23 protein-coding genes are annotated in these 24,211 nt (G+C 68.6%); 6 read left to right on the forward strand and 17 right to left on the reverse strand.

The window, feature by feature from the left end:
• Nucleotides 1–13: 13 nt before the first annotated feature.
• Nucleotides 14–1,114, reverse strand: coding sequence for an alkene reductase (locus BAY61_RS20330; protein WP_091809920.1), 1,101 nt, complete (start codon nt 1,112–1,114; stop codon nt 14–16).
• 82 nt (nt 1,115–1,196) lie between these two features.
• Here BAY61_RS20330 and BAY61_RS20335 point away from each other — a divergent pair, with 82 nt between their 5' ends.
• Nucleotides 1,197–1,562 carry a MerR family transcriptional regulator gene (locus tag BAY61_RS20335; RefSeq protein ID WP_091809922.1) on the forward strand — a complete coding sequence of 122 codons (366 nt, stop codon included), beginning with the start codon at nt 1,197–1,199 and terminating at the stop codon, nt 1,560–1,562.
• A gap of 29 nt (nt 1,563–1,591) precedes the next feature.
• On the opposite strand, the gene BAY61_RS20340 is transcribed toward BAY61_RS20335, so the two are convergent.
• From BAY61_RS20340 to BAY61_RS20360, 5 genes are all read right to left on the reverse strand, one after another.
• Complete coding sequence (locus BAY61_RS20340; RefSeq protein ID WP_091809924.1) at nt 1,592–2,803, reverse strand: phosphotransferase; 1,212 nt, start codon at nt 2,801–2,803, stop codon at nt 1,592–1,594.
• A gap of 96 nt (nt 2,804–2,899) precedes the next feature.
• On the reverse strand, nt 2,900–3,844 hold the full coding sequence (locus BAY61_RS20345; protein WP_091809926.1) for a DUF389 domain-containing protein: 945 nt from the start codon (nt 3,842–3,844) through the stop codon (nt 2,900–2,902).
• Between the two features lie 9 nt (nt 3,845–3,853).
• Nucleotides 3,854–5,689 carry an aspartate--tRNA ligase gene (gene aspS / locus BAY61_RS20350; protein WP_091809928.1) on the reverse strand — a complete coding sequence of 612 codons (1,836 nt, stop codon included), beginning with the start codon at nt 5,687–5,689 and terminating at the stop codon, nt 3,854–3,856.
• Nucleotides 5,690–5,975: 286 nt separating this feature from the next.
• The gene (locus BAY61_RS20355; RefSeq protein ID WP_091809930.1) at nt 5,976–7,085 is read right to left on the reverse strand and encodes an Rv2578c family radical SAM protein; all 1,110 of its coding nucleotides are present in this window, start codon (nt 7,083–7,085) and stop codon (nt 5,976–5,978) included.
• Nucleotides 7,086–7,128: 43 nt separating this feature from the next.
• Nucleotides 7,129–7,539 (reverse strand): VOC family protein, encoded by a 411-nt coding sequence (locus BAY61_RS20360; protein ID WP_091809932.1) that lies wholly within the window; start codon nt 7,537–7,539, stop codon nt 7,129–7,131.
• Between the two features lie 224 nt (nt 7,540–7,763).
• Between BAY61_RS20360 and BAY61_RS20365 the strand changes: the two genes are divergently transcribed.
• The gene (locus BAY61_RS20365) at nt 7,764–9,224 is read left to right on the forward strand and encodes a benzaldehyde dehydrogenase (protein WP_091809934.1); all 1,461 of its coding nucleotides are present in this window, start codon (nt 7,764–7,766) and stop codon (nt 9,222–9,224) included.
• A 39-nt stretch (nt 9,225–9,263) separates the two neighbouring features.
• Here BAY61_RS20365 and BAY61_RS20370 read toward each other — a convergent pair whose 3' ends face one another.
• On the reverse strand, nt 9,264–10,034 hold the full coding sequence (locus tag BAY61_RS20370; RefSeq protein WP_245865279.1) for an IclR family transcriptional regulator: 771 nt from the start codon (nt 10,032–10,034) through the stop codon (nt 9,264–9,266).
• A 70-nt stretch (nt 10,035–10,104) separates the two neighbouring features.
• A complete protein-coding gene (locus BAY61_RS20375) occupies nt 10,105–11,826 on the reverse strand; it encodes a thiamine pyrophosphate-requiring protein (RefSeq protein WP_245865280.1) in 1,722 nt (573 codons plus the stop codon).
• A 321-nt stretch (nt 11,827–12,147) separates the two neighbouring features.
• On the opposite strand from BAY61_RS20375, the gene BAY61_RS20380 reads away from it, so the two are divergent.
• Nucleotides 12,148–13,635: a YibE/F family protein gene (locus tag BAY61_RS20380; protein WP_245865281.1), complete on the forward strand. Its 1,488-nt coding sequence runs from the start codon at nt 12,148–12,150 to the stop codon at nt 13,633–13,635.
• Between the two features lie 119 nt (nt 13,636–13,754).
• Nucleotides 13,755–14,054: a hypothetical protein gene (locus tag BAY61_RS20385; protein WP_091809938.1), complete on the forward strand. Its 300-nt coding sequence runs from the start codon at nt 13,755–13,757 to the stop codon at nt 14,052–14,054.
• On the opposite strand, the gene BAY61_RS20390 is transcribed toward BAY61_RS20385, so the two are convergent.
• Complete coding sequence (locus tag BAY61_RS20390; protein WP_091809940.1) at nt 14,011–14,679, reverse strand: hypothetical protein; 669 nt, start codon at nt 14,677–14,679, stop codon at nt 14,011–14,013. The genes BAY61_RS20385 and BAY61_RS20390 overlap by 44 nt on opposite strands.
• A complete protein-coding gene (locus BAY61_RS20395; RefSeq protein WP_091810242.1) occupies nt 14,672–15,394 on the reverse strand; it encodes an MBL fold metallo-hydrolase in 723 nt (240 codons plus the stop codon). Before BAY61_RS20395 ends, BAY61_RS20390 begins: the two co-directional genes overlap by 8 nt.
• A 124-nt stretch (nt 15,395–15,518) precedes the next feature.
• Here BAY61_RS20395 and BAY61_RS20400 point away from each other — a divergent pair, with 124 nt between their 5' ends.
• On the forward strand, nt 15,519–16,379 hold the full coding sequence (locus BAY61_RS20400) for a peptidylprolyl isomerase (protein WP_091809942.1): 861 nt from the start codon (nt 15,519–15,521) through the stop codon (nt 16,377–16,379).
• A 63-nt stretch (nt 16,380–16,442) separates the two neighbouring features.
• Here BAY61_RS20400 and BAY61_RS20405 read toward each other — a convergent pair whose 3' ends face one another.
• The gene (locus BAY61_RS20405; protein ID WP_091809944.1) at nt 16,443–17,024 is read right to left on the reverse strand and encodes a TetR/AcrR family transcriptional regulator; all 582 of its coding nucleotides are present in this window, start codon (nt 17,022–17,024) and stop codon (nt 16,443–16,445) included.
• 85 nt (nt 17,025–17,109) lie between these two features.
• Between BAY61_RS20405 and BAY61_RS20410 the strand changes: the two genes are divergently transcribed.
• Nucleotides 17,110–17,976 (forward strand): NAD(P)-dependent oxidoreductase, encoded by an 867-nt coding sequence (locus tag BAY61_RS20410; protein ID WP_091809946.1) that lies wholly within the window; start codon nt 17,110–17,112, stop codon nt 17,974–17,976.
• A 2-nt stretch (nt 17,977–17,978) separates the two neighbouring features.
• Here BAY61_RS20410 and BAY61_RS20415 read toward each other — a convergent pair whose 3' ends face one another.
• The 6 genes from BAY61_RS20415 to secF form a co-directional block, all read right to left on the reverse strand.
• Nucleotides 17,979–18,488 carry a hypothetical protein gene (locus BAY61_RS20415; protein WP_091809948.1) on the reverse strand — a complete coding sequence of 170 codons (510 nt, stop codon included), beginning with the start codon at nt 18,486–18,488 and terminating at the stop codon, nt 17,979–17,981.
• Complete coding sequence (locus tag BAY61_RS20420; RefSeq protein WP_091809949.1) at nt 18,485–18,991, reverse strand: hypothetical protein; 507 nt, start codon at nt 18,989–18,991, stop codon at nt 18,485–18,487. The genes BAY61_RS20415 and BAY61_RS20420 overlap by 4 nt, the downstream gene beginning before the upstream one ends.
• Nucleotides 18,992–19,092: 101 nt before the next feature.
• Nucleotides 19,093–19,872 carry an enoyl-CoA hydratase/isomerase family protein gene (locus BAY61_RS20425; protein ID WP_091809951.1) on the reverse strand — a complete coding sequence of 260 codons (780 nt, stop codon included), beginning with the start codon at nt 19,870–19,872 and terminating at the stop codon, nt 19,093–19,095.
• A 30-nt stretch (nt 19,873–19,902) separates the two neighbouring features.
• The gene (locus BAY61_RS20430) at nt 19,903–22,260 is read right to left on the reverse strand and encodes a RelA/SpoT family protein (protein WP_091809953.1); all 2,358 of its coding nucleotides are present in this window, start codon (nt 22,258–22,260) and stop codon (nt 19,903–19,905) included.
• A 145-nt stretch (nt 22,261–22,405) separates the two neighbouring features.
• A complete protein-coding gene (locus BAY61_RS20435; protein WP_091809955.1) occupies nt 22,406–22,930 on the reverse strand; it encodes an adenine phosphoribosyltransferase in 525 nt (174 codons plus the stop codon).
• Nucleotides 22,927–24,210 (reverse strand): protein translocase subunit SecF, encoded by a 1,284-nt coding sequence (secF, locus tag BAY61_RS20440; protein WP_091809957.1) that lies wholly within the window; start codon nt 24,208–24,210, stop codon nt 22,927–22,929. The genes BAY61_RS20435 and secF overlap by 4 nt, the downstream gene beginning before the upstream one ends.
• Between the last annotated feature and the right edge of the window lies 1 nt (nt 24,211).

The raw sequence follows: 24,211 nt of genomic DNA on the forward strand, positions 1-24,211 counted from the left end.
GCGGCGCGGCCGGTCACCGCCCTTCGGCGACCGCGACCTCCCGCCACGCCGGGTAATCGGTGTAACCGGCGCCGCCGTGGGCGTAGAGGTGCGTTTCGTCGATCGCGGCAAGCGGGGCGCCCTGAGCGAACCGCGCCGGCAGGTCGGGATTGGCGATGAACGCCCTGCCGAACGAGACCAAATCGGCGGTGCCCTCGGCGAGGACGGCGCGGGCGGCCTTCTCGGTCGTCGGTTCCCTGTTCTCGCCGACGTTGCCGATCAGCGTGCCGGGCCACAGCGCGCGCAGGTCCGCGAGCGCCGCGTACCGGTCGGCGTCGGTGACGTGCAGATAGCCCAGCCCCACGTCGCGCAGTGCCGCGACCAGTGCCCTGTAGACCGGCGCCGGGTCGTGTTCGACCATGCCGAACTGGGGATTGCCAGGAGAAAGACGCAGCGCGGTTCGCCCCGCCCCGATGGCGTCGGCCACCGCGGTCGTGACCTCGACGGCGAACCTGATCCGGTCGGCGATGGCACCGCGTCCGTACTCGTCGTCCCTGAGATTGGTGTTGTCAGCGAGGAACTGGTGGATCAGGTAGCTGTTGGCGCCGTGCAGCTCGACGCCGTCGAATCCGGCTTCGATCGCGTTGCGCGCCGCGGCGCCGTGATCGAGCACGGTTTGCCTGATGTCCGCCGTGGTCATGGCCAGCGGGACGATCGCGTCGGCCTTGCCGTCCTTGACGTGCACGGGGCCTGGCGCCCGCACGGCCGACGGCCCCGAGGGGAGGTCGCCGGTCAGCCGCGACCTCGGATGTCCTTTCCTGCCACCGTGCATGAGCTGCGCGAAGATCACCCCGCCTTCGGCGTGCACCGCGTCGGTCACCTCGCGCCAGCCCTGTACGTGCTTCCTGGTCTCCAAGCCCGGAATGCGCCACTCCGACTGGCCGCGAGCGCTCGGCCAGATGCCTTCGGTGACGATCAGCCCCGCTCCGGCGCGCTGGGCGTAGTAGTCGGCGACGATCGGCGACGGTGTCCCGTCCTCCTCGGCACGGAACCGGGTCATCGGCGCCATGACCATGCGGTTGGCCAGTGTCAGCGGGCCGAGTCGGTAGGGGGTGAGCAGGTCGGAATCGGTCATACGGGGACGATAGAACCTGACACTGATGTTAGGTTCAAGAGGAAAATCGACAGCGCGGATATTCCCGGAAAGGCGGTGTGCCATGCGGATCGGCGAACTGGCATCGAGGACCGCCGTCAGCGAACGCTCGCTGCGGTACTACGAGCAACAGGGCCTGCTCGCCGCCGAACGCACTCCCGGCGGGCACCGGGAATACCCGGAATCGGCCGTCGACCGCGTCGTGCGCATCCAGGAGCTGTACGCGGCGGGATTGTGCAGCTCCAAGATCGTCGATCTGCTGCCCTGCATCAGGGACGACGACGGCGGCCCCGCCGAGACGGCGACCCCGATGCTGGTCGAACAGCTCACCGCCGAGCGGGACCGGATCACCGCGACGATCGACGACCTCGTCCGGTCCAGGGACATCCTCGACGACGTGATCACGACGGCCAAAGGCGAAGCGCGATAGCCGCCGTGCGAACCGCCCGGCGCGGGCGCCTAGCGGAACGCCGGGTACAGCGGCAGTGCCAGTCCCCTGCCGAACCGTGCCGCGAGCGCGCGCGTCACCGTGTCGGCGTGATCGGCGACGCCGTCCTCACCTTCCCTTCCCGCGTACTCGGTGAGGTCTCGCCACCAGGTGACCAGAGCCGAGGCGGGGCCTGAAGCGGAGAACTCGCCACTACCGGGCAGCCGTGGCAGCAACCGCGCCGTCGCCATCGACACCAGCAGCAACTGGTTGTCCAGCAGGTAGGAGGAGAGCGTGTCCTCGTCGGCGAGCCCCGGCCACAACGCGACGACCTCGGCCCGCCACGCCGCGATCATCGCCTCGCTCATCCCCGAGGGCAGCGCGAGCGGTTTCGGCCCCGACGCGAACGGCACCCTCAGGTGAGCGGCGTCGACGAGCGCGCTACGAATCCTGCCGCGCTCGAAGTCGAGAAAGCGCACACCCGCGCTGGTCACCAAGTTGTTGTCCGGCCAAAGATCAACCGGGCTGAACGCGCGGTAGGACGGCGAACGCGCCTGGTCGAGCGCCCTGCCGAGAGCCTCGTGCGCCGCCTCGGACGTCGGCACGTTCAGCACATCCCTGAGCAGCGGCGGAACCTGTTCGCACGCCGCGACGAGCTCGACGATCTGATCGGGTTGCCTCGGCTGCTCCTCGCCCTTCGCTCCCGCGCTCAGCCTGCGCAGCAGCGCATTGAAGTCCGCTTCCCGGTTGGCCGTACTGAAATGCATCCTGCCCAGTGACCGCGCCCACGACAGCAGCGCCGTCTCGGCGGCCCTGCCGTCCGAGCCGTTCAGCTTGTCCTCAAGCGTGTCGGTGCGCCCGAGATCGTCGATCACCAGCACGCGGTGATCGCGGTCATGAGCGAGCAGTTCGGGGCACACGCGCTCCTCGGGGGACAGCGCGGTGAACAACTGATAGCTGGCGGCTTCCCTCGCGAACGAATCCGTCTCGCCAGGCATGGGCCGTTCGGGGTAATGCTTGATCACCAAGGTGCGCGGCAAGGCGAACGGCGAGGAAGCCACCCGCGCCCTGACGACCGTCGCGGGGCCGCTTCCTTCCAGATCCTCGGCGTCGACCAACGTGATCGCACTGCCAAAACGATGCGCGAGGACCGCCTCGGCGGCGACGACCGCGGCCTCGATGGACAGAAGTTCCGCTCCAGCTCCGACAGTGGAATCGTCGGCAGAGGAGGTGTCGACAGTCATTGACACAGACCCTACTAGTGAATGAGCAACGGTGACCACAACGTTGACGATGATCGTGATGTTTTCCCACCTGGTACACCCGGTGTTCGCCTCGGTTCAGCCTCGGGGCAACGGGCGTGTCGGCAACACCACCTTCGGATCTCTTCGCAAGCGCAGTGCCAGCACCAATGCCGCGGCAAGCACCAGCCCAACCAGGTTGACCAGCAACTGAACAAGGGAAAGCACGCAGCGGTCCCACTCGCCGAGCACAGCGGCCACGACGGCGTAGCCCGCGGCGGGAATCGTGGTGACCGAGATGAAGACCCCCACGAGCGCCGCCGACTTCTCCGAGGTCATCGCGAGCATCCCCGCGGCCCCGGCGAGCAACGCGATCAACACCGAGTAACCGCTGAACTGGTAGACGAAATCGACATTGCGTTCCGCCAGCAGGGTTTCTGCGTTCACGAATCCGGTTTCCTTGCCCAGCAGTGTGAAACCGGCGGTGACCAGCATCGCCAGTGGATACCCGACAGCGAGGGCGAACACGGCTCGGCGCATCAGATCCCAGCGGCGCAGCACGATTCCGACCGCGATCCCCGCGAGGGGACCGAATTCTGGTCCCACCACCATCGCGCCGACGAGCGTGACCGTCGAATCGGTCACCACACCGATGGCGGCCAGCAAGCACGCGATCGTCAGGAACGTCTGGAAAACAGGGCTCAGCCGGGATTCCTCGCCGGTGCGGCTCACCAGTTCCTGCCAGATGACCGCGTCAGCCGCGTCCCCTTTCGCGCGCTGCTCCGCCTTGTCGGCCGCATCGGAGAGCACCGCGTCGAGTTCGGTGAGGGTGATCGAGCCCCGGCGATCGAGGCGTTCCGCCGTGAGCACGCCGATCACCTCATCGGCCGACTCTCGGGCGAGATCGGCCTCGACCACGTCACCGGCCGGTGCGACCGCGGCTCCACGCGAGCACGACAGGTTGGCGACCCCGGGCTGTTCGCTCAGGGTCGCCAACACCGCGTCGGTGCGGTCGGCCGGGCTGATCGCCCGCAGGTGGAGCACTCGGCTCGCTCAGGAACGCGACCGGGAATCGGACTCCGGCTTCGCCGCGGCGTCAGCCGTGCCGCCTTCGGCACGCGAGTCCTTCTTGACCGCGGGCTTGGCGTCGACACCGGCCTCTTTGCGCTGCGCCGCGGTGATCGGGGCCGGAGCACCGGTGAGCGGGTCGTAGCCACCACCGGTCTTCGGGAACGCGATGACGTCCCTCAGCGATTCCGCGCCGGCGAGTAGCATCACGATGCGGTCCCAGCCGAAGGCGATGCCGCCGTGCGGCGGAGGACCGAACTGGAAGGCGTCGAGCAGGAACCCGAACTTCTCCTGGGCTTCCGCCTCGGAAAGTCCCATGATCTCGAAGACCCGCTTCTGCACGTCGGCGCGGTGGATACGGATGGACCCGCCACCGATCTCGTTGCCGTTGCAGACGATGTCGTATGCGTAGGCGAGCGCGTTGCCGGGGTCGGCCTCGAACTTGTCGATCCACTCCGGCGTCGGCGAGGTGAACGCGTGGTGCAGTGCCGTCCACTTGCCGCCACCGACCGCGACGTCGTCGCTCTCGTCCGCGGCCTCGAACAGCGGGAAGTCGACCACCCACACGAAAGACCACGCGTTCTCGTCGATCATGCCGAGCCGGTCGGCGATCTCGACCCTGGCCGCGCCGAGCAGCGCACGCGCGTCGTTCGGCTTGCCTGCCGAGAAGAACACGCAGTCACCCGGCTTCGCGCCCGCGGCGGCGGCCAGGTTTTCCCTTTCGTGTTCCGAGATGTTCTTCGCCACCGGGCCGCTCAGTGTGCCGTCCTCACCGACGAGCACGTAGGCGAGTCCCCGGTGTCCCCGCTGTTTCGCCCAGTCCTGCCACGCGTCGAGCTGGCGGCGCGGCTGGCTCGCGCCGCCCCGCATCACGACGGCTCCGACGTAGGGAGCCTGGAAAACCCGGAACGGCGTGTCGGAGAAGAACTCCGTTAGCTCGGTCAGTTCGAGGTCGAACCGCAGGTCCGGCTTGTCCGTTCCGTACTTGGCCATCGCCTCGGCATAGCTGATGCGGCGGAACGGCTTGGGCACGTCGACCCCGGCGATCGCCCACAGCGCGGTCACGATGTCCTCGCCGAGCGCGATGACGTCGTCCTGCTCCACGAAACTCATCTCGATGTCGAGCTGCGTGAACTCGGGTTGCCGGTCGGCACGGAAGTCCTCGTCGCGGTAGCAGCGCGCGATCTGGTAGTAGCGTTCGAGCCCGCCCACCATGAGCAACTGCTTGAACAGCTGCGGCGACTGAGGCAGCGCGTACCAGGATCCGGGCCGCAGCCGGGCAGGCACGACGAAGTCGCGGGCACCCTCCGGCGTCGACCTGGTCATCGTCGGCGTCTCGATTTCGAGGAAGTCCTGCCCGTGCAACACATCCCTCGCGACCCGGTTGACCTCGCTGCGCAACCGCATCGCGCCGGCCGGAGCGGCGCGCCGCAGGTCGAGGTAGCGGTACTTGAGCCGCACCTCCTCACCCACGTCGACCCTGTCGTCGATGGGGAACGGCAGTACCGCCGATTCCGAGAGCACCACGAGATCGGTGACGAGAACCTCGATGCCGCCGGTGGGAATCTCGGGGTTGTCGTTGCCCTCCGGCCTGCGCGACACCTCGCCGACGACCTTGATGCAGTACTCGGCACGAAGGTTGTGGGCCTGCTCGGCCATCTCCCCTTCGCGGAAGACCACCTGCGCGATCCCGCTCGCGTCACGGAGATCGACGAAGATCACCCCGCCGTGATCGCGCCGCCTTGCCACCCAGCCGGTGAGGGTGACGGTCTGGCCGGCGTGCTCGACACGCAAGGTGCCGGCGTTGTGGGTGCGAAGCACTTCGCGGAGTCCTCTCGGAAACGATGGTGGTCGGGTGGTGTTCGCACGCCGGAGCTTTCCGCCGTGCGGGCGTCTCGGTCTTTCGCGATCCGTCTGGGCTGCCTGTTCGTCTGTCACGGCCACCGCGACGGCGGATGCCACCACGGATCACCTTTTCGCCGGTCCCGTCCGGCACCCGCGAGGCGCGGATACCGCCGGATGGCCGACGGCCCAGGTTAACGAACCGACCGGGACGCGGCGCCACCAGGTTTCCCAGGAGGATCGTGCCGCCGTCGACTCAGCCCGGTCACAGCAACGTCATCTGCTCTCCCCTCGCCGCACCGGCCGAGGGCATGCTGCCCTCCGGCCAGCTCGCCCGCTCGTCGCCGGGCACACCGCGCTCCCCCGCGCCCGGTTCCGGCGCGAGCCCGTGCGCCCGCAACAGCGGTTCCACCCTCGCCGCGAGCCGCTGCCGGTAGCTCGCGCTCACATAGCTGCCCTTGCCGTAGAGCGCCCGGTACCTCGGCACGAGGCCAGGATGCTCGGCCGCGAGCCAGCTCGCGAACCACTCGCGGGTGCCGGGACGCAGGTGCAACGGGATGATGGTCGCTCCCGTGGCACCGGCAGCGGCGATCTCGGCGAGCAGCTCGTCGAGGGCCTCCCGCGAATCCGTGAGCCCCGGCAGCACCGGCGCGACGAACACCCCGCAGGACAGCCCGGCATCACTGGCCCTGCGCACGAGATCCAGCCTCGCCTGAGGGCTCGGGGTTCCCGGTTCGAGGCCGCGCTGCAAGGAGCGGTCGAGCAGCGCGATGGACACCCCGAGCCCGACGGGGACCTCCGCGCTCACCGACCGCAGCAACGGCAGGTCTCTGCTCAGCACCGTTCCCTTCGTGAGAATCGAGAAGGGGGTCCCCGAACCGGCGAGCGCGCCGATGATGCCCGGCATCAGCCGGTATTTGCCCTCCGCTCGCTGATAGGGGTCGGTGTTGGTGCCCATCGCGACGTGCTCCCGCGTCCAGCTTCGCCGCCGCACCTGGGCCGCGAGGACCTCCGGCGCGTTGACCTTGACCACCACCTGGCTGTTGAAGTCCTCCCCCGCGTCGAACTCCAAGTAGGTGTGTGATTGCCGCGCGAAGCAGTACACACAGGCATGCGAGCACCCTCGGTAGGGATTCACCGTCCACTGGAACGGGACTCTCGCCGCGCCGGCCACCTTGTTGAGCACCGACTTCGCCCGCACCTCGTGAAAGGTGACGCCCGCGAAATCAGGCGAGGTGACCGACCGCACCAGCCCGGACAATCCGAGCAGTGCCTGCTGGGCCTGCCGCCCCGTCGTGCGTTCCTCGTCGCACGCGGCACCGCCGCTGCCAGCACTGCCCTCCGCGTCGCCGACGCGCTGCCGTTCCCACCTCACCCCACGATTCGAACACACGTTCGAACGCGTGTCAATCCGTCGCTCAGCGCGCCTCGTTGATGCGGATGTGGTTGCCGGAAGGATCGCGGAACGCGCAGTCGCGCATGCCCCACGGCTGGTCTGTCGGCTCCTGGACGACCTCCGCGCCACCTGCCCGCAACCGCTCGAACGTGTCATCGAGGTCGGTGCTGGCCAGCATGATCCAGCCATAGGTGCCCTTGGCCATCATCTCGGCGACGACGCGACGTTCCTCGTCGGTGACGCCGGGATCGGCGACGGGCGGAGCCAGCAGGATCGACGTTCCCGGCTGACCGGCCGGACCGACGGTGATCCAGCGCATCTTGCCGTTGCCGACGTCGCTGCGTACCTCGAAGCCGAGCAGGTCGCGGTAGAAGGACAGCGAGGCTTCGGGGTCCTCGTGCGGAAGGGAAGCCGTGTTGATGGTGATGGTCATGCCGGTCAGGCTATGCCGCCCCACCGCGACGGGCTTCTCGATTCCTGACCGCCCGGGCCGCGGCCGACCGGCGCTGCGAGCGACCGGCGCTTCTGTTCCACTCACCGAAAAGGGACACTGCGGCCGAAGCGGTCAGCGGCTCATGATGACGCCATCAGCACGCAGGCCCTTCGCCGGCAGTCAGCGAACCCGGCAGGCAAGCACCCAGCGACCAAGGAGCACTCGTGAGCTTTCTCGACGCCGAGAAATGGCACGGCCGGATCTTCACCGGTTCGTGGGACACAGCGGTGGGTGGCGACGCCACCGTCGTCGAACCGGCCACCGGTCAGGAGCTGGGCAGGGTCGGCGCGGCGGCACCGGCTGATGTCACGGCGAGCGCGGCGCGGGCAGCCGAAGCCCAGCGGGCTTGGGCGGCGACCCCGTTCCAGGAGCGGGCGGCGATCCTGCGCAGGGCCGGCGAACTGTGGAACACGCACGCCGCCGAGCTGAAGGACTGGCTCATCCGCGAATCCGGCAGCATCCCCGGCAAGGCCGACTTCGAACTGCACGTCGCCGCCGGTGAGTGCTTCGAGGCCTCGGCCCTTCCCTCGCACGCGCTCGGCGAACTGCTGCCGAGCGAGGCGCCCCGGCTGAGCATGGCCAAGAGGGTGCCGGCAGGGGTCGTCGGCGTCATCGCGCCGTTCAACGCGCCGCTCATCCTGTCGATCCGCTCGGTGGCTCCGGCGCTCGCGCTCGGCAACGCGGTGCTGCTCAAGCCGGACCCCCGCACCGCCGTCTGCGGCGGGATCGCGCTGGCGAGGGTGTTCGAGGAGGCCGGGCTGCCCGCCGGGGTCTTCCACGTGCTGCCCGGCGGAGCGGACGTCGGCACCGCGATGATCGAGGATCCACACGTTCGGGTCATCTCGTTCACCGGATCGACGGGCGCGGGACGAGCCGTCGGCGAGCTCGCGGGACGTCACCTGAAGCGTGCCCACCTGGAACTGGGCGGCAACTCGGCGATGATCGTGCTCGACGACGCCGACGTCGAAACCACCACGAGTGCCGCGGCGTGGGGCTCGTTCTTCCACCAGGGCCAGATCTGCATGACGACCGGCAGGCACCTTGTGCACGAATCGCTCTACGACAGTTATGTCGAGCGGCTGGCCGAGACCGCGGGCAGGCTTCCCGTCGGCAACCCGGCCGAAGCCGAGGTCGCGCTGGGCCCGATCATCGACGAACGGCAGCGCGACAAGATCCACGGACTGGTCACGTCGAGTGCCGACGCTGGCGCGAGGGTGGCGGCGGGCGGCGAGTACGAGGGCCTGTTCTACCGGCCGACGGTGCTGGCCGGTGCGAAACCGGGCATCCCGGCCTACGACGACGAGGTGTTCGGCCCTGTCGCTCCCGTCGCGTCGTTCCGCACCATCGAGGAGGCGGCCGAACTGGCGGCGGGCAGTGAGTACGGACTCTCGCTCGGCATCCTGACCAAGGACGTGACGAGGGGTCTCGCGCTGGCCGAGCGGATTCCGACCGGAATCGTGCACATCAACGACCAGACCGTGAACGACGAGGCACACGCGCCCTTCGGCGGGGTGCTGGCCTCGGGGACCGGTTCGCGCTTCGGCGGGCCGAAGGCCAACATCGAGGCGTTCACCGAGACCCGGTGGATCACGCTGCGCGGTGACGTGGCCGGTTACCCGTTCTGAGCATTCGCTTCGCCTGCCCCTCGTGGGCAGGCGAAGCGCTCACCGGGAGCTGAGTGTCGCCGACACGGTGTTGGCCGCCGCGCGGACGAGCCCGCCGAGCCGGTCGACGTCGAGCCGGTGCGAGCGGCCGGTGATCGAGAGCGCGGCGACGACCTGTCCTCGCTCGCCGTGCACCGGCGCGGCGACGGCGGCGACGCCCGGCTCCGCTTCCTCCCTGTTGATCCCGATGCCACGCGCGACGGTCCGTTCGAGTTCCTGGTGCAGCAGGCCGGGAAGGACGATGGTCTTCGGGGTCAGCCTCGGCAGGCCGGCGTCGACGATCCTGCGCAACCGGTCCCTTCCTCCCCAGGCGAGGAAGACCTTCCCCGTCGCGGTGCAGTGCGAGGGCATCCGGCCGCCGACCCTCGACCTGATGGCCATCGACTCCTTGCCGGTGAGCTTTTCCAGGAACAGCGTGTAGAGGTTGTCGGGCACGGCGAGGTGCACGTTCTCGTGGCTGAGCTCGTAGAGCTCTTCGAGTTGCGGTAGCGCGGCCTCGCGCAGCAGCCGGTGGCGGGGAACGAGCTGGCCGAGCCTGAACAACTTGGTGGCCAGCCGGTAGTGACCCGGCCTGCACCGTTCGAGCGCGCCCCATTCGACCAGCTCGCCGAGTAGCCGGTGCGCGGTCGGCTTCGGCAGTCCGCTTCTGGCGGAGATCTCGGCGAGGCTCAGCTCGGGTTCGCCCGCGCTGAACGTATCGAGCAGCGACAAGCCCCTCGCCAGCACCGACTTCGGCGCAGGCGGTCCGGTCCGGCCACTGTGCCCGCTCACGAGCGTGATGGTGGCGATCCCCCGCCCCGCGGGCAAGTATCACTTCCATTCAGTGAAAATACGGAACGGCTCACACCTCGGGCACGTGCACGCTCAGTACGGCCGACCGGCCGCCTCGGACGACCTCCAGCGCCTCGGCGAGCACGCCCTTCAGCTCGCTCGCGACGCCGACCGTGCGTCCCCACGCCCCTCCGGCGGCCTCCGCGATCCCAGGCAGATCCGCCTCGGGACTGAAGCTCACGTTGAAATCGTCCATGCTCGCGGCGACGCCGTCGGGCCGCACCGACAACGTCGACATCTTGGGCGCCTTCCAGCCCCGGTTGTCGAAGATGACGGTGAGGCTGGGGGTGCCGTACCTGCGCGCGACCCACTGCGCCGACGAGGGCACGCCGAACAGGTAGGTTCCGTCGCCGATGAGCGAGACGACCGTGCGTTCGGGAGCGGCCAGTTTCGCGCCGATCGCGGCACCGGCCGACCAGCCGAGCGAGCCGCCGCCGGAGCCGAGCAGCGAACCGGGCCTGTTGCGCCGCAGATGCTGGTTGACGACCGGGTAGTTGGTGATCGCCTCGGACAGCACGAGCGTGTCGTCGTCGATCGCGTCCCGCACGCAGGCGACGAGGTATTCCGGGGTGATGGTGTCGCCGTCGGGCCGTTCGCGGTCGACCTGCTCGGCGCGCTGGCGCTCGTGTTCGGCCGTCGCGCTCGCCAGCCGCGCCTCGACCAGCCCGCGATCGACACCTTCACGCTCGATCCGTTCCCTGAGCTGCCCGACCGCGGTACTCAGGTCGGCCATGGCGAAGCGCTCGGCAGGCACGTGCCACAGCGGCATCTGTTCCTTGAGCGGGTCGGTGTCGACGACGAACAGCCTCGCGCCGGCGGACGGCCGGTTCTTCGTCGGGATCCACGGGACGTCGCTGCCGAGCACCAGTACGACGTCGGCGTTCTCCAGCAACGGGTTGTGGTTCTGGTCGTTCCACTGGTAACCCCAGTGGAGCGGATGGTCGGCAGGGAAGTTCAGGTGCATCGGCACCGACTCGATCACCGGCAACGCCAGCGATTCGCACAGCGCGACGAGTTCGGGTACGGCCGAAGGATCCTTGCCGAGATACGAGGTCACCACGACCGGCGCGTGCGCTGTCGACAGCGCACCCGCGATGTCCTCGACTACCGATGGCGCGAGCGCGGCGGGCGCGACCGGGCTGTACTGCTCCGGATGTCCTTGCTGGACAGGGATGTCGGCTTCCATCACCTCGCGCGGACCGACCAGGTAGACCGGGCCCGCCGGTTCGCTGCGGGCGAGCTGGAGCGCCCTGTGCACGAGTTGTTTGACGTTGTGCCCGGTCCGGATCTCGTTGTCGTACTTGGTGTACCCGCGCACGATTCCGCGCTGGTCGTGCACGTCCTGGATCCACTGGATGAACTCGTTGCGGCTGCCGAACAACTCGCCTTCCTGGGTGTAGGGCGAGGCACCCGCGTAGAGCAGCACGCCGAACCTGCCCTTCGCGGCGTTGTGCAGCATTCCGCCGATGTTCTGCGTTCCGCATTCCACGTGCACCAGCACGGCCTGCGGAATACCGGTCACCTGGGCGTATCCCTGAGCGGCAGACATCGCGACGCTCTCATGTGGACAGATGATCAGTTCCGGCAACGTGTCGGCGAAACCCTGCTGCCGCGCCATCGCATAGGTCTCGACCAGCGCGGGGTGGTCACTGCCGAGATTGGCGAACGCGTACTTGACGCCGCCCTCCGCGAGCGCCTCAAGGAATGCCCTCGTCGTCGTGTAGTCGCTCACGTCACCGCTCCCTGTATGGCCATTGCCGGAACAACCGAGCGTGTACCGGGAAACCGCGCGGGACAACATGGACATTTCGTTCGGCGGAATCGGGCGCGGACATCACCCCGCGGTCATGAAAAAAGCGGGCAGCGTGGTGGCGTCTGGTCCCGGTCACGTCCGACCCCCAGCCGGACGTGAGTCGGGTGCCCAGAGCCGCCACCACGCTGCCCGCCGTGAACGCCGCCCTCTTGATCAACCTTCTCGATCAACTCAGACGCGGGTGCCGGCGGACCGGTTCCCGCCGAGTTCCCCGCTCCCTGGCGAAAGGCGGAAGTGCCGGTGACGGAAGATGTGCCGGTGCCCCGAGACCTCTCCGACGACGACACCGGGCCCATCCGCAGGGTGCCTCCCACGCCGGAACGCCCTGAGCGGAGCCAGGTGCGCCGCCGCCCCGGCCGTGAGGACACGGCGGGAAGTTCCCCCGCGCCGGTGCGGCGTGCCGACCGCGCCGCACGGCCCTCCCCCGCGCGCGATCAGCGGACCGGGGCAGCCGGCGGGACGACACGGGCAGACCCACCGGCACACGGCCACGGCCATGGGCACGGCCCCGCCGAACCCGCCTCCCGCAGGGTCCGGACCCTGCTTGTCGCGCTGCTGGCCCCGATCGCGCTGCTCACGGTGGTCGGCGTGTTCGTGCTCTACCCGTGGGGTGAACCGCCCGCGCGCAGCCACGTGCCGAGCGGGGTGCCCGTCGACGGCGAGATCACCTCGGCCGCGGTCGGCCCTTGCCTCGCCCCCGGGCAGGTCCAGGTGGGCGCTCCGCCTCCGGACGGGAAGGAATGCCTGACCGTCGAGGTGACACTGAGCGAGGGCAACGCGGAGGGCTCGACGATCGCGAAGGTCGTTCCCATCGAACCGAGCACCCCTCGATTCGCCGCGGGCGACAAGGTGGTGCTGTCCTACAGCGGCGCCCAGCCGGAGGACCCGGGGTCGTACCAGATTCAGGATTTCCAGCGAGGAACTCCGCTGTTGCTGCTGGCCGGGCTGTTCGCGCTGGCCGTGATCGTGCTCGGGCGATGGCGGGGCCTGGCCGCGCTGGTCGCGCTCGGCCTCAGTTTCCTCGTGATCGCCCTGTTCATCCTGCCTGCGATACTTGCCGGTGAAAATCCGCTGCTCGTGGCCATCGCGGGTTCCGGGCTGATCATGTTCGTCGCGCTGTACCTGACGCACGGCCTGTCGGCGCGCACCTCGGTGGCGGTACTCGGCACCATGATCAGTCTCACGCTCATCGGTGTGCTGGCCGCGATCTTCTCCGCGGCCGCGGCACTGACCGGGCTCGACGAGAACACCACGACCCTCATCGCGGCGCTCGGCCACGGCATCGACGCGAGAGGGCTGCTGCTGGCCGGTGTCGTCATCGGGGCACTCGGCGTCCTCGACGACGTCACGGTCACGCAGACGTCGGCGGTGTGGGAACTGCGCAGGGCCAACCCGTCGCTGAGCTGGCGCGAGCTGTACGGGGCCGGGCTGCGCATCGGCCGCGACCACGTCGGCTCCGCGGTGAACACGCTCGTCATGGCCTACGCGGGTGCCGCGCTTCCGGTGCTGCTGCTCGCGTCGCTTTCCGGCGTCGGGCTCGGCACGATCCTCGGCTCGCAGGACCTCGCGCAGGAGATCGTGCGCACCCTCGCGGGCAGCATCGGCATCGTCGCGGCGGTTCCCGTGACGACCGCGCTCGCGGCCATCGTCGCGAGCAAACAGGACGTCCCAGCCAGGCCGGACGCGGAGAAAGCCGAACGCGCCGAAAACCACAGCGGTACCCAGTAGTCACAGCAGCCCCATCCGCGCGCCCCGATTCCGTGCCGAACCCGGGAATGGGGTACGAAATGGCGTGCCGAGGGCCATCGACGAGGCCCGCGGCGCCGGATCGCGCGCTGGGAGGCGTCATGCTCGGTTCAGCACTTCGCATGCCGGGGCAGGCACTGGCCGCCGCCAGGAGGGCTGGGCACTCCGCGCGGGCCGCGATCAACGCGCTGCCGGTGATCTCGGGGCTGCTGGGCGAGCTGAAGGAAACGGCCAAGCAACTCGAACGGCTCAGCACGTTCGCGACTCAGGAGCTGCCGGAGATCGTCTACCAGCTTGAGGCGATCAGGGGGCAGCTCACCGCCATCGAGAAGCGGCTCTCCGCGAGAAACACCGACGTCACTCCAGCGTCGCCACGAACCGGCTCACCGCGTCCATCGTGAAGCGCTGCGCGAACTTTCCCGACGGCGCGACCGAGGCGAGCCGGTAGAGCGGACGGTCGGCGACGCCGTCGCCCCTCGCCTCGGAACGCAACTGGGCGACCAGCAGGCCGGAGAACACGACACCGTTGGCGTCGATGTTGTTGACCACCGCGTCGGCAAGCCTGCGCAGCGCGAGGATGCCGAGTTCCCTTCCCCCGGTACCCGAGTACATCGCGAGGTCGATCTTGACGGCCTTGTTCCGCTGTCCTGAACCGACCAGCAGTCCGACCGTGCGCGTGCCCCGCACATCGGTGACGAGCACGTCGATGTTCTTCGCGGTCACCAGGTCGATGCGCCGCGTTCCCCAGTTGCGGACCACGACGGTGTTGCCTTCCAGCCAGATCTGCCGCCGCGCGCTGAAGGAAACCAGGTACAGCAGCGGGGCCGCGACGGTCGCGGCCACCACGAGCCCCGCGGTCTGCCCTCCGATGAGTCCCGCGATGCCGCCGAACGCCGCGGCGAGGATGACGACACCGATCAGCCCGGACAGTGCACGGCGCCGTCGCAACGCCGGATTGTCGCCGTAGAGCGCGATCCGCTCCGGCTCGGGCGCAGGCGTACGTTCGGCCGCGTCCGGCTCACTCATTGCTACCCCCATTACCGGCACCGCCCGCACCGAAGTACGGGTTGCTCACCTTTTCCGTGCCGATGGTGGTGCTGGCCCCGTGGCCTGGCAAGACCACCGTGTCATCGGCGAGTGGCCACAGTGTGGTCCTCAGCGACCTCGCCAGCTCCCGCACGTCGCCTCCCGGCAAGTCGCTCCTTCCGACGGAACCCGCGAAGAGGGTGTCGCCGGTGAACGCGAGCGATGCGCCTTCGGCCGTGCGCAGCCTGAAGACGACCGAGCCGGGCGTGTGCCCCGGCGTGTGGCAGACGCGAATCCGCAGCCCGGCGACGGCCAGTTCCACGTCGCCGGTGTCGTCGAGCGGGCCGAGATCGTCGAACTCGCCCACCTCGGCAGGCTCGCGCAGGTCGAGCGGAAGCCCCGAGCCGGAGACGGCCGAGGCGAGCTCGGGACCGATGCCTTTCGCCGGGTCGCTCAGCAGCGGCCGGTCCTCCCGCTTGATCCACACCGGGATGCCGTGACCGTCGGCCAGTTCCGCGGCGGAGTGGATGTGGTCGACATGGCCGTGGGTGGCCAGCACGGCCGCCGGGGTGAGCCGGTGTTGCCCGATCGCCTCGGTCACCGGAGCCAGCGCGCCCTCACCTGGATCGACGATCACGCATTCGCCACCGGAACCGAGAGCGAGTACGTAACAGTTCGCGTGGAAGGCCCCTGCCGGAAACCCGACGACGAGCACGAAATCCACCTCCGCGATTGGGACGTTGCCCACCCTAGCCGCCCCTGTACGGGGCCCTCACAGACAGTGCCCATAGACTGCCGCCACCGGTAACCGGGTGATACGAGCAGATCTGGGAGGGCAGGTGGCGACCAACCAGCAGCGCCGTGAGGCCGCGAAGCGCAAGCTTGAGCGGCAGCTCGTCCGCAGAGCTGAACGCGCGAAACGACGCAGGATCATCGGCGTCGGCGTGACCGTCGGCGTCGTGGTGGTCGTGGCGGGTCTCGTCGTGATCCTCACCAACCAGGGAGGCGACGACAACAACGCGGCCAACGCGAACCCCGGAGAGTCGTCGGCCGAGGCGCCACCGGCCTCCGACATCAACATTCCGACGCAGCGCGCGCCCGAGCCCAAGCGCCCCGAGCCGCTTGCCAATCCGGTCAGCTGCGACTACCCCGCCGGTGAGCAGGCCGCGAAGCCGGTCGAGCCGCCCAATGGCGGGGACGTGCCTTCCGATGGCACGGTCGGCGTCACCTTGCAGACGACCGCGGGCGACATTCCGATCACGCTCGACAGGGCGCTGGCCCCGTGCGCGGTGAACAGCTTCATCAACCTGGTCGAGCAGGACTTCTACACCGACAGCGCCTGCCACCGGCTTGGCACGACCGGCTTGCAGATGCTGCAATGCGGCGACCCGACCGGCCAGGGCAGCGGCGGCCCCGGTTACACGTTCGCCGACGAGACCTTCGACAGCCTCAGCTACGGCAGGGGCATTCTCGCCATGGCCAACAGCGGGCCGGACACCAACGGAAGCCAGTTCTTCATGGTCTACGGTGAGGCTCCGCTGACGCCCGACTACACGGTGTTCGGGACCATCAGCGACGAGGGCCTCAAGGTGATCGACGAGGTCGCCAGGGGCGGCGACGACGGTCGCTACGACCCGTCGCCAGGCGGCGGCGCTCCGAACATCGAGGTCAAGTTCACCGGAGCGACGGTCGACGCGTAACCGTCGCGCGTTCAATGGCCACCGTGGAGCACTCGCTCCACGGTGGCCGTTCGCGTTGGCGGCTCAGCGATAGGAGCCGACAAGCCTCGCCAGGTGTTTGCCCGCCAGCACGAGCGGGGTTTCGCTGCGCGAGACCTGTGCTGACATCTCGGCGCCCTCCAACGTGTTGATCACCGTGTGCGCCAGTTCGGCCGCGATGTCGTCCGCGAGGCCGGACTCGCGGAGCTTGTCCTCGACCACCCTCCGCCAGTTCGCGAACGCCGTTTCGGCCGCCCGCTGGATGTCGGGTTCCTCCCCCGCGCTCTCCAGCGCCGTCGTCGTCACGGGGCACCCGTCGAGCCAGTCCGACTCGCGCAGTCCCTTCGCCAGCGACGCCGCGCAGACCTCGATCGCCTCCCCCGGGTCTCGAGTTCCGCCGAGCACGTCCCTCAGCAGTTCAGCGAACTCGCGGTCGCCGTGCCGGATCGCCTCGATCGCCAGCTCCCGCTTTCCGCCGGGGAAGAAGTGGTAGACGGAGCCGAGCGTGGCCTCCGCCCGCTTCGAGATCTCCTTGAGCCCGGTGGCGCCGTAGCCCTTGCGCTGCATCAGCAGCGAGGTCGCTCGCACGATGCGCTCCCTGGTCCCGATCTCGTGCTGGGTTCTCATGGCGGCCAGCTTACTGGATAGAGCGTCCGTTCTAGTTCGTGCTACGGTCTGGATCAATTAGAACGTTCTTTCTAGAGGAGGCGGTATGTCCGCGAACAAGGTGACCGTGATCGGACTGGGACCCATGGGCGAGGCCATGGTCAACGCCTATCTCGACAACGGCTACCTGGTGACCGTGTGGAACCGCACCCGCGCGCGGGCCGACGCCGTCGCGGCCCGCGGCGCGATCGTCGCGCCGACCGTCGAGGCCGCGCTCTCAGCGGGAGAGCTGATCGTACTGAGCCTCACCGATTACGCGGCGGCCGACGCGATCCTGGCCCAGGCCCCGCCCTCGGCAGTGGAGGGAAAAGTCGTGGTGAACCTCAGCTCCGACACCCCCGGCACCGTGCGCGCCGCGGCGGCTCGCCTCGCCGCGCACGGTGCCGTTCAGCTCACCGGCGGCGTCCAGGTGCCACCGCCCGGCATCGGCACCCCCGGCGCCTCCACCTACTACAGCGGGCCGGAAGACGTCGTCGAGAAGCACAGGGCGACGCTCGAAGTGCTGACCGGCATCGACTACCTCGGCGAAGATCCCGGGCTGGCCGCGCTGTTCTATCAGATCGGCATGGACATGTTCTGGACGGGACTGCTGAGCTACCTGCACGCGCAGGCCGTCGCCGAGGCCAACGGGATCTCCGCTCAGCGGCTGCTGCCCATCGCGCTCAAGACGATGGACTTCGGCTATTTCCTCGAGTTCTACGCACCCCGCATCAGCGAGGGCAATCACGAGGGCGACGTCGACAAGATCAGCATGGGCGAGGCGAGTATCCGGCACGTCATCGACACCGTCGAGGAGTCCGGTGTGGACTCGTCGTTGCCGGCGGCCGTGCACGGCATCTTCGCGAGGGGCATGGAGGCTGGGCTCGGCGCCGACAGCCTGACCAGCCTGCTGAAGGTGCTGCGGCGCCAGTAACCTCAGACCTTCGCGCGTGTCTGCAATCTGGCCAGCAGGCGGGCCTGTTTGGCGAGGCCGCGAGCCTGACGGGTGATGGCGGCACCGGAGGCCCATTCGTCACTGATGCGCTGAGCGCAGGTGGTGACCCCAGCGGCACCCGCGCTGTCCTGACAGGCGGCGAAGTGTCGCTTCGCCTCCGACAGTGCCGCGATCGCGGTGTCGAGCGCCTCGTCCGAAGCCCCCGTGCTCCGTGCCACGACCGCCAGCACCCGCTCGCGCTCCAGATCGAGCCGGAATCCAGGAAGGCGCTCGACCAGATCACGACGGCACCGCGTCCATCTCCGATGGAGCCACAACCTGCCCAGCAGCACGACCACGGGTCCGACGATCATCGCGACGAAGACCCCCGAGACCGTCAGGAAACCCTCGGCGCGCAACAGGACGACCATGCCGACGCCCGCGACGGTCAGCAGCGCGAGCAACAGCGCGAGACGCACGGTCCTCGGCCACGGACGTTGCTCGCCCTTCATGCCTGTCCTTCAACCGAGTCCGGGCCAGAGGGCACCCGCCGGAAGCGGAAGCCGTCGCCTGAGCCGGATTCGGTGTGTGTCGACGGCGTTCGTTCCGGCACCTTCCGCAGCCACGCCAGGCATCGCCGCCCACGCTCTCCCGCCCGTTCGCATCCCTCGGTGGCCAGGCTCGCGAAGTCCAGCGCGGCAAGTTCCGACGCGCGACGGATCAACGAGGCGACCAGCAGCACGTCCCTGCGATCGAGCACGTCGTCGGCGAGCAAGGACAGCGCGAACGCCGCCGTGCGCACCAGACCGGCCCGCCGGGTCACCACCACCAGTGAGGCGCACCGCTCCACCCACGCGAGCAGCACCCACGACCGGTCCTTCGACAGCGCTGCCCTTTCGGTCGCCGCCACCCAGGCAGCCGCGTCGTCCTCAAGGCAACGCTGAACCCGGTCGACCCACTCGCCGCTGTCGGCCCATGCGTCGAGCACACCGAAGTCCGGTACTGGCACCGTCATCTCACCCCCCGCGTCGCGCTCAGTGAGAGTAGTAGATTGCTCAGGTCGTGGTCAGCGGAAAACCGCGGCGTTTCCGCTGACCATCGGCAGGGCACATCCAGCTAGCGGTAGGTGAACCTCGGCGCGCGGCGTTCGAGAAACGACGCGACTCCTTCGGCGTAGTCAGGGCCGTGCAGCGCTTCCGACCGGATGGCGTCCACTTCGGCGTCGCTTTCCCCTTGCCCGGCGAGGATTTTCTCGATGATGCGGTTCATGCCCCTGATCGACGCCTGGGAACGCGAGCACAGGGCTGCCACGAACTCCATTGTGGACTTCTCGAATTCCGCCGCGGGAAAGACATCGTTGACCAAACCGATCTCGCGAGCCCTCGCCGCGCCGACAAGCCGGCCGGACAGCAGGAAATACCTGGCGTGCGCGGGACCGACGAGTTCCACCAGCGCGCGGGTCGACGGGAAGTGATACACGATGCCGAGCTTGGCCGGGGTGATGCCGAATCTGGCGTCGTCGGCGGCGAACCGGAAATCGCTCGCCACGGCGAGCTGGCAACCACCGCCGATGCAGTTGCCCCTGATCATCGCGACACTGGGCTTGCGAAGGGAGGTCAGCGCCGCCGCCGCGGCCTCGACCGCGCCGTCGTAGGCCGCGGCACCGTCCGCGGTCGAGCGCAGATCGCGGAACTCGCCGATGTCGGCCCCCGCGGAGAAATCCTCGCCTTCCCCGGTCAGCACCAACACTTTCACCGAAGGATCGGCCTCGACGTCGGCGACGATTCCCGGAATCGCCGACCACATCTCGAAACTGATGGCGTTGCGCTTGTCCGGTCTGGTGAAGGTCACCCGCGCGACATCACCGGCACGCTCGAATTCGATCCCGTCGGTCATGAGACCGCAGCGTAGAGTGCCGGATCTGGTTCAGGTGGCCGAGGTGACCCGGTACACGTCGTAGACACCCTCCACGTTGCGCACCACCTTCAGCACGTGGCCGAGATGCTTCGGATCGCCCATCTCGAAGGTGAACCTGCTGACCGCGACCCGGTCGCGCGAGGTCGTCACCGACGCGGACAGGATGTTGACCCGCTCGTCGGCCAGCACCTTCGTCACGTCCGAAAGCAACCGGTGCCGGTCGAGCGCCTCGACCTGGATCGCGACGAGGAACACCGACGACTCCGAGGGAGCCCATTCCACCTCGACCAGTCGTTCCGGCTGAGTGCGCAGATCGTCGGCGTTGGTGCAGTCGGTGCGGTGAACGCTGACCCCGCCGCCGCGCGTGACGAAACCCAGGATCTCGTCACCGGGAACCGGGGTACAGCACCGCGCCAGCTTGGCCCAGATGTCGCTCTGCCCCTTGACGATGACGCCGACGTCGTTGGCCCCGCGCCTGCGAGTGACGGTCGAGGGAGTCGCCCGCTCGGCAAGTTCCTCCTCCGCCTCCTCGACACCGCCGATGAGTGCGACGAGCCGCTGCACGACGTGCTTCGCGCTGGTGTGGCTCTCCCCCACCGCCGCGTACAGCGAGCTGATGTCGCTGTGCCGCAGTTCCTTGGCGACGGCGCCCATCGAATCGGCCGACACCAGCCGCTGGATCGGCAAGCCGACCTTGCGGACTTCCTTGGTGATCGCCTCTTTGCCGAGCTCGATCGCCTCGTCGCGGCGTTCCTTCGCGAACCACTGCCTGATTTTGGCTCGCGCCTTCGGCGAGCCCGCGAAGGTAAGCCAGTCGCGGCTCGGCCCCGCGCCCTCGGCCTTCGAGGTGAAGATCTCGATGACCTCGCCGTTCTCCAGCTTGCGCTCAAGCGCGACGAGCCGCCCGTTGACCCTCGCCCCGATACAGCGGTGGCCCACCTCGGTGTGCACGGCGTAGGCGAAGTCGACCGGCGTCGACGACACGGGCAACGTGATCACGTCGCCCTTCGGCGTGAAGACGAAGATCTCGCGCGTCGCAAGGTCGTAGCGCAGCGATTCGAGGAACTCGCCGGGGTCGGCGGCTTCCCGCTGCCAGTCCAGAAGCTGCCGCATCCACGCCATCTCGTCGACGTCGACGGCGTTGGCCGGATTGCCGCCGTGCGTGCCCCTGCTTTCCTTGTAGCGCCAGTGTGCCGCGATGCCGTACTCGGCGGTGCGGTGCATCTCGTGGGTCCGGATCTGCACTTCGAGCGGCTTGCCGTCGGGACCGATCACCGTCGTGTGCAGCGACTGGTAGACGCCGAATCTCGGCTGCGCGATGTAATCCTTGAACCGGCCCGGCATCGGCTGCCACAACGCGTGCACGACACCCATGGCGGCGTAACAGTCCCGCACGTCCTCGACCAGGATGCGCACCCCGACGAGATCGTGAATGTCGTCGAGGTCGCGGCCTCGCACGATCATCTTCTGGTGGATCGAGTAGTAGTGCTTCGGTCGGCCCTCGACCTTCGCCGCGATCCGGGACGAGTCGAGCTGAGTCGTCAGCTCCCCGATCACCCAGCGCAGGTACGTGTCCCTCGAAGGCGCCCTGTCCGCGACGAGCCGCACGATCTCGTCGTACTTCTTGGGCTGGAGGATCGCGAACGCGAGATCTTCCAGCTCCCACTTCACCGTCGCCATGCCGAGCCGGTGCGCGAGCGGCGCAAGGACCTCCAGGGTCTCCTTCGCCTTGCGCGCCTGCTTCTCCGGCGGCAGGAACCGCATGGTGCGCATGTTGTGCAACCGGTCGGCCAGCTTGATGACCAGCACTCTCGGGTCCCTCGCCATGGCGATGACCATCTTGCGGATGGTCTCGGCCTCGGCCGCGTGCCCCAGCTTCACCTTGTCGAGCTTGGTGACCCCGTCGACGAGCTGGGCCACCTTCTCACCGAAGTCGTTGCCCAGCTGCTCGACCGAGTAGCCGGTGTCCTCGACTGTGTCGTGCAGCAGCGCCGCGACCAGGGTCGTGGTGTCCATACCCAGCTCGGCGAGGATGGTCGCGACCGCGAGCGGGTGGGTGATGTAGGGGTCGCCCGACTTACGGCGCTGCTCGCGGTGCAGTTCCTCGGCGACGTCGTACGAACGCTGCAACAACGCGAGGTCGGCGCCGGGATGCAGCTCCCTGTGGATGGCGGCCAGCGGTTCGAGAACCTGCTTGACCGAGGCGGCCCGCTGTGCGGTGATCCGCCTTGCCAGCCTGGCCCTCACCCGCCGGGTGGCCGAGGGGGCCCTCGTCGTCGCGCCCTGCGCCGCAGGCGCGCCGGCCTGCTGGTCACGCGTGTCGCCAGTGGACTGGGCTGCCACGACGGAATCCAGCTCTTGGCTCACCCGCACCTCCAGCTCTACGGCCGCGCTTGTCAGACACCCAGCCTAGCTCGCCGACGTGTCGGTTCGTGCCGGGTGTCAGCTCATCGATGGGCGGGTCGTCCCCATCAGGAAGATCGCGAGGACCACCCGGAGTGGTCCTCGCAGCTCACACCGTGCGCAAAGCGTGCACCGGCAGCCCGCCGAGCAGGTTCCTGCCGCCGAGCTCGCCCAGTTCGAGCACGACGGAGACCCCGGTGCTGGTGGCTCCGGCCTGCTCGATGAGCTTCGCCGTCGCGGCCACCGTGCCCCCGGTGGCGAGCACATCGTCCACGATGGCCACCCGCTGCCCTCGCCGTACCGAATCGACGGGCAGTTCCAGCGTCGCCGTACCGTACTCCAGCGCGTAATCGACCCGGCCGGCCACGGCGGGCAGCTTGCCAGGCTTACGCACCAGTGCCACCCCGAGCCCTCTCGCGTAGCCCACGGCGGCGGCGAGCACGAAACCACGGGCCTCGACCCCGGCGAGCAGGTCGACCTCATCTCCCACGGCTTCGCCCAGCGCGTCGATCACCGCGGCGAACGCGGCGGCATCACCGAAAACCGGGGTCAGGTCGCGGAAGAGGATTCCCGGCTCCGGAAAGCCGGGAATCTCCCTGATGAGGTCGAGCGCTTCGGCAACAGTCGTGCTCATCGCCTGCGCTTACCCGTCGGCCTTCCGCCCTTGCGCTGCTGTTGCTGGCGCTGCTGCGCCTTCTGCGCTTTCGACGCGTGCCTCGCCGGCACGCTGGACGCCGCCGCGTAAGCCTCTTCCTTGCGGAGTTCGGTGGCCAGTGCCTCGTCGTCGCCGGCGTCGAAGTCGTCATCGGCGACCTGACGCTGGGAAACGGCACGGGCCTTGTCCCTGCGCGCCTGCACCCGCTCGGCCTGCTGCTGGTACTTGGGCTCGCGCATCTTGAAGAACACCAGCAACGGCGTCGCCAGCAGCACCGAGGACACCACACCGGTCAGCATGCCGGTGAGCTGCACCAGCGCCAGGTCCTGCAAGGTGCCCGCGCCGAGCAGGATGTAGCCGACGATGAGCAGGCCGAGCACCGGAAGCAACGCGATGACCGACGTGTTGATCGACCGCATCAGGGTCTGGTTCAGCGCGAGGTTGGCCGCCTCGGGATAGGTGCGTCTCGTCAGGTTCAGCAGGCCCCTGGTGTTCTCCTTGACTTTGTCGAACACCACCACCGTGTCGTACAACGAGAAACCGAGAATGGTCAGCAGACCGATGACGGTCGCCGGAGTGACCTCGAATCCGACGATCGAATACACACCGGCGGTGACCACGATGTCGTGAATCAGCGAGGCGAGCGCCGCGACAGCCATCCACTTCTCGAAGTAGATCACCAGGAAGATCGTCACCAGCACGATGAACACGCCCAGCGCGATCAGCGCTTGCCGCGAGATCTCCCCGCCCCACGAGGCGCTGACGGCGCTGTCGCTGATGGCTTCCATGCTGGGCGTGCCGTCGGTGCCGATGGGCTGGAACTCGTCGAACAACGCCTGCTTGACCGCGTTGACCTCGGCGTTGTCCAGCGTATTCGACCGCACCTGGATGGTGGCGGCCTCACCGACGCCGACCCGCTGTGCCTCGGCAGCCTGCTGACCGATGGCCTCGGAGAAGGTGTCCTTGACGGCGTCGGGCTCGATCGGGCCGTTCGCGCCGTTGCCCGGCAACTGGATCTGAGTTCCGCCCTCGAACTCGATGCCGAGGTTGAAGCCCTTGAAACCCATCGAGCCGACGCAGATCAGGATCAGCAGCGAAAACGCGATAAACCACTGCTTGCGGCGGCCGACGATGTCGAACGCACCGGTCCCGGTGTAAAGCCGGTTGAGCCACGACTCCTTGTGCGGCTGCTGGGTCTTCGTCACCGAATCGCCGCTTTCTTCCGATCCGGGTGTGGTCTTGTCGTTGTCGTCGGCCACG

This window comes from Prauserella marina (assembly GCF_002240355.1).
GTDB lineage: Bacteria > Actinomycetota > Actinomycetes > Mycobacteriales > Pseudonocardiaceae > Prauserella_A > Prauserella_A marina.

Coding starts and splice junctions, on each gene's coding strand:
- BAY61_RS20360 (WP_091809932.1), bottom strand. CDS start 7,539: ATGACCATCACCATCAACACGGCTTCCCTTCCGCACGAGGACCCCGAA.
- BAY61_RS20405 (WP_091809944.1), bottom strand. CDS start 17,024: ATGAGAACCCAGCACGAGATCGGGACCAGGGAGCGCATCGTGCGAGCG.
- BAY61_RS20340 (WP_091809924.1), bottom strand. CDS start 2,803: ATGACTGTCGACACCTCCTCTGCCGACGATTCCACTGTCGGAGCTGGA.
- BAY61_RS20335 (WP_091809922.1), top strand. CDS start 1,197: ATGCGGATCGGCGAACTGGCATCGAGGACCGCCGTCAGCGAACGCTCG.
- BAY61_RS20420 (WP_091809949.1), bottom strand. CDS start 18,991: ATGACGGTGCCAGTACCGGACTTCGGTGTGCTCGACGCATGGGCCGAC.
- BAY61_RS20425 (WP_091809951.1), bottom strand. CDS start 19,872: ATGACCGACGGGATCGAATTCGAGCGTGCCGGTGATGTCGCGCGGGTG.
- BAY61_RS20435 (WP_091809955.1), bottom strand. CDS start 22,930: ATGAGCACGACTGTTGCCGAAGCGCTCGACCTCATCAGGGAGATTCCC.
- BAY61_RS20385 (WP_091809938.1), top strand. CDS start 13,755: ATGCTCGGTTCAGCACTTCGCATGCCGGGGCAGGCACTGGCCGCCGCC.
- BAY61_RS20410 (WP_091809946.1), top strand. CDS start 17,110: ATGTCCGCGAACAAGGTGACCGTGATCGGACTGGGACCCATGGGCGAG.
- BAY61_RS20415 (WP_091809948.1), bottom strand. CDS start 18,488: ATGAAGGGCGAGCAACGTCCGTGGCCGAGGACCGTGCGTCTCGCGCTG.
- BAY61_RS20330 (WP_091809920.1), bottom strand. CDS start 1,114: ATGACCGATTCCGACCTGCTCACCCCCTACCGACTCGGCCCGCTGACA.
- BAY61_RS20390 (WP_091809940.1), bottom strand. CDS start 14,679: ATGAGTGAGCCGGACGCGGCCGAACGTACGCCTGCGCCCGAGCCGGAG.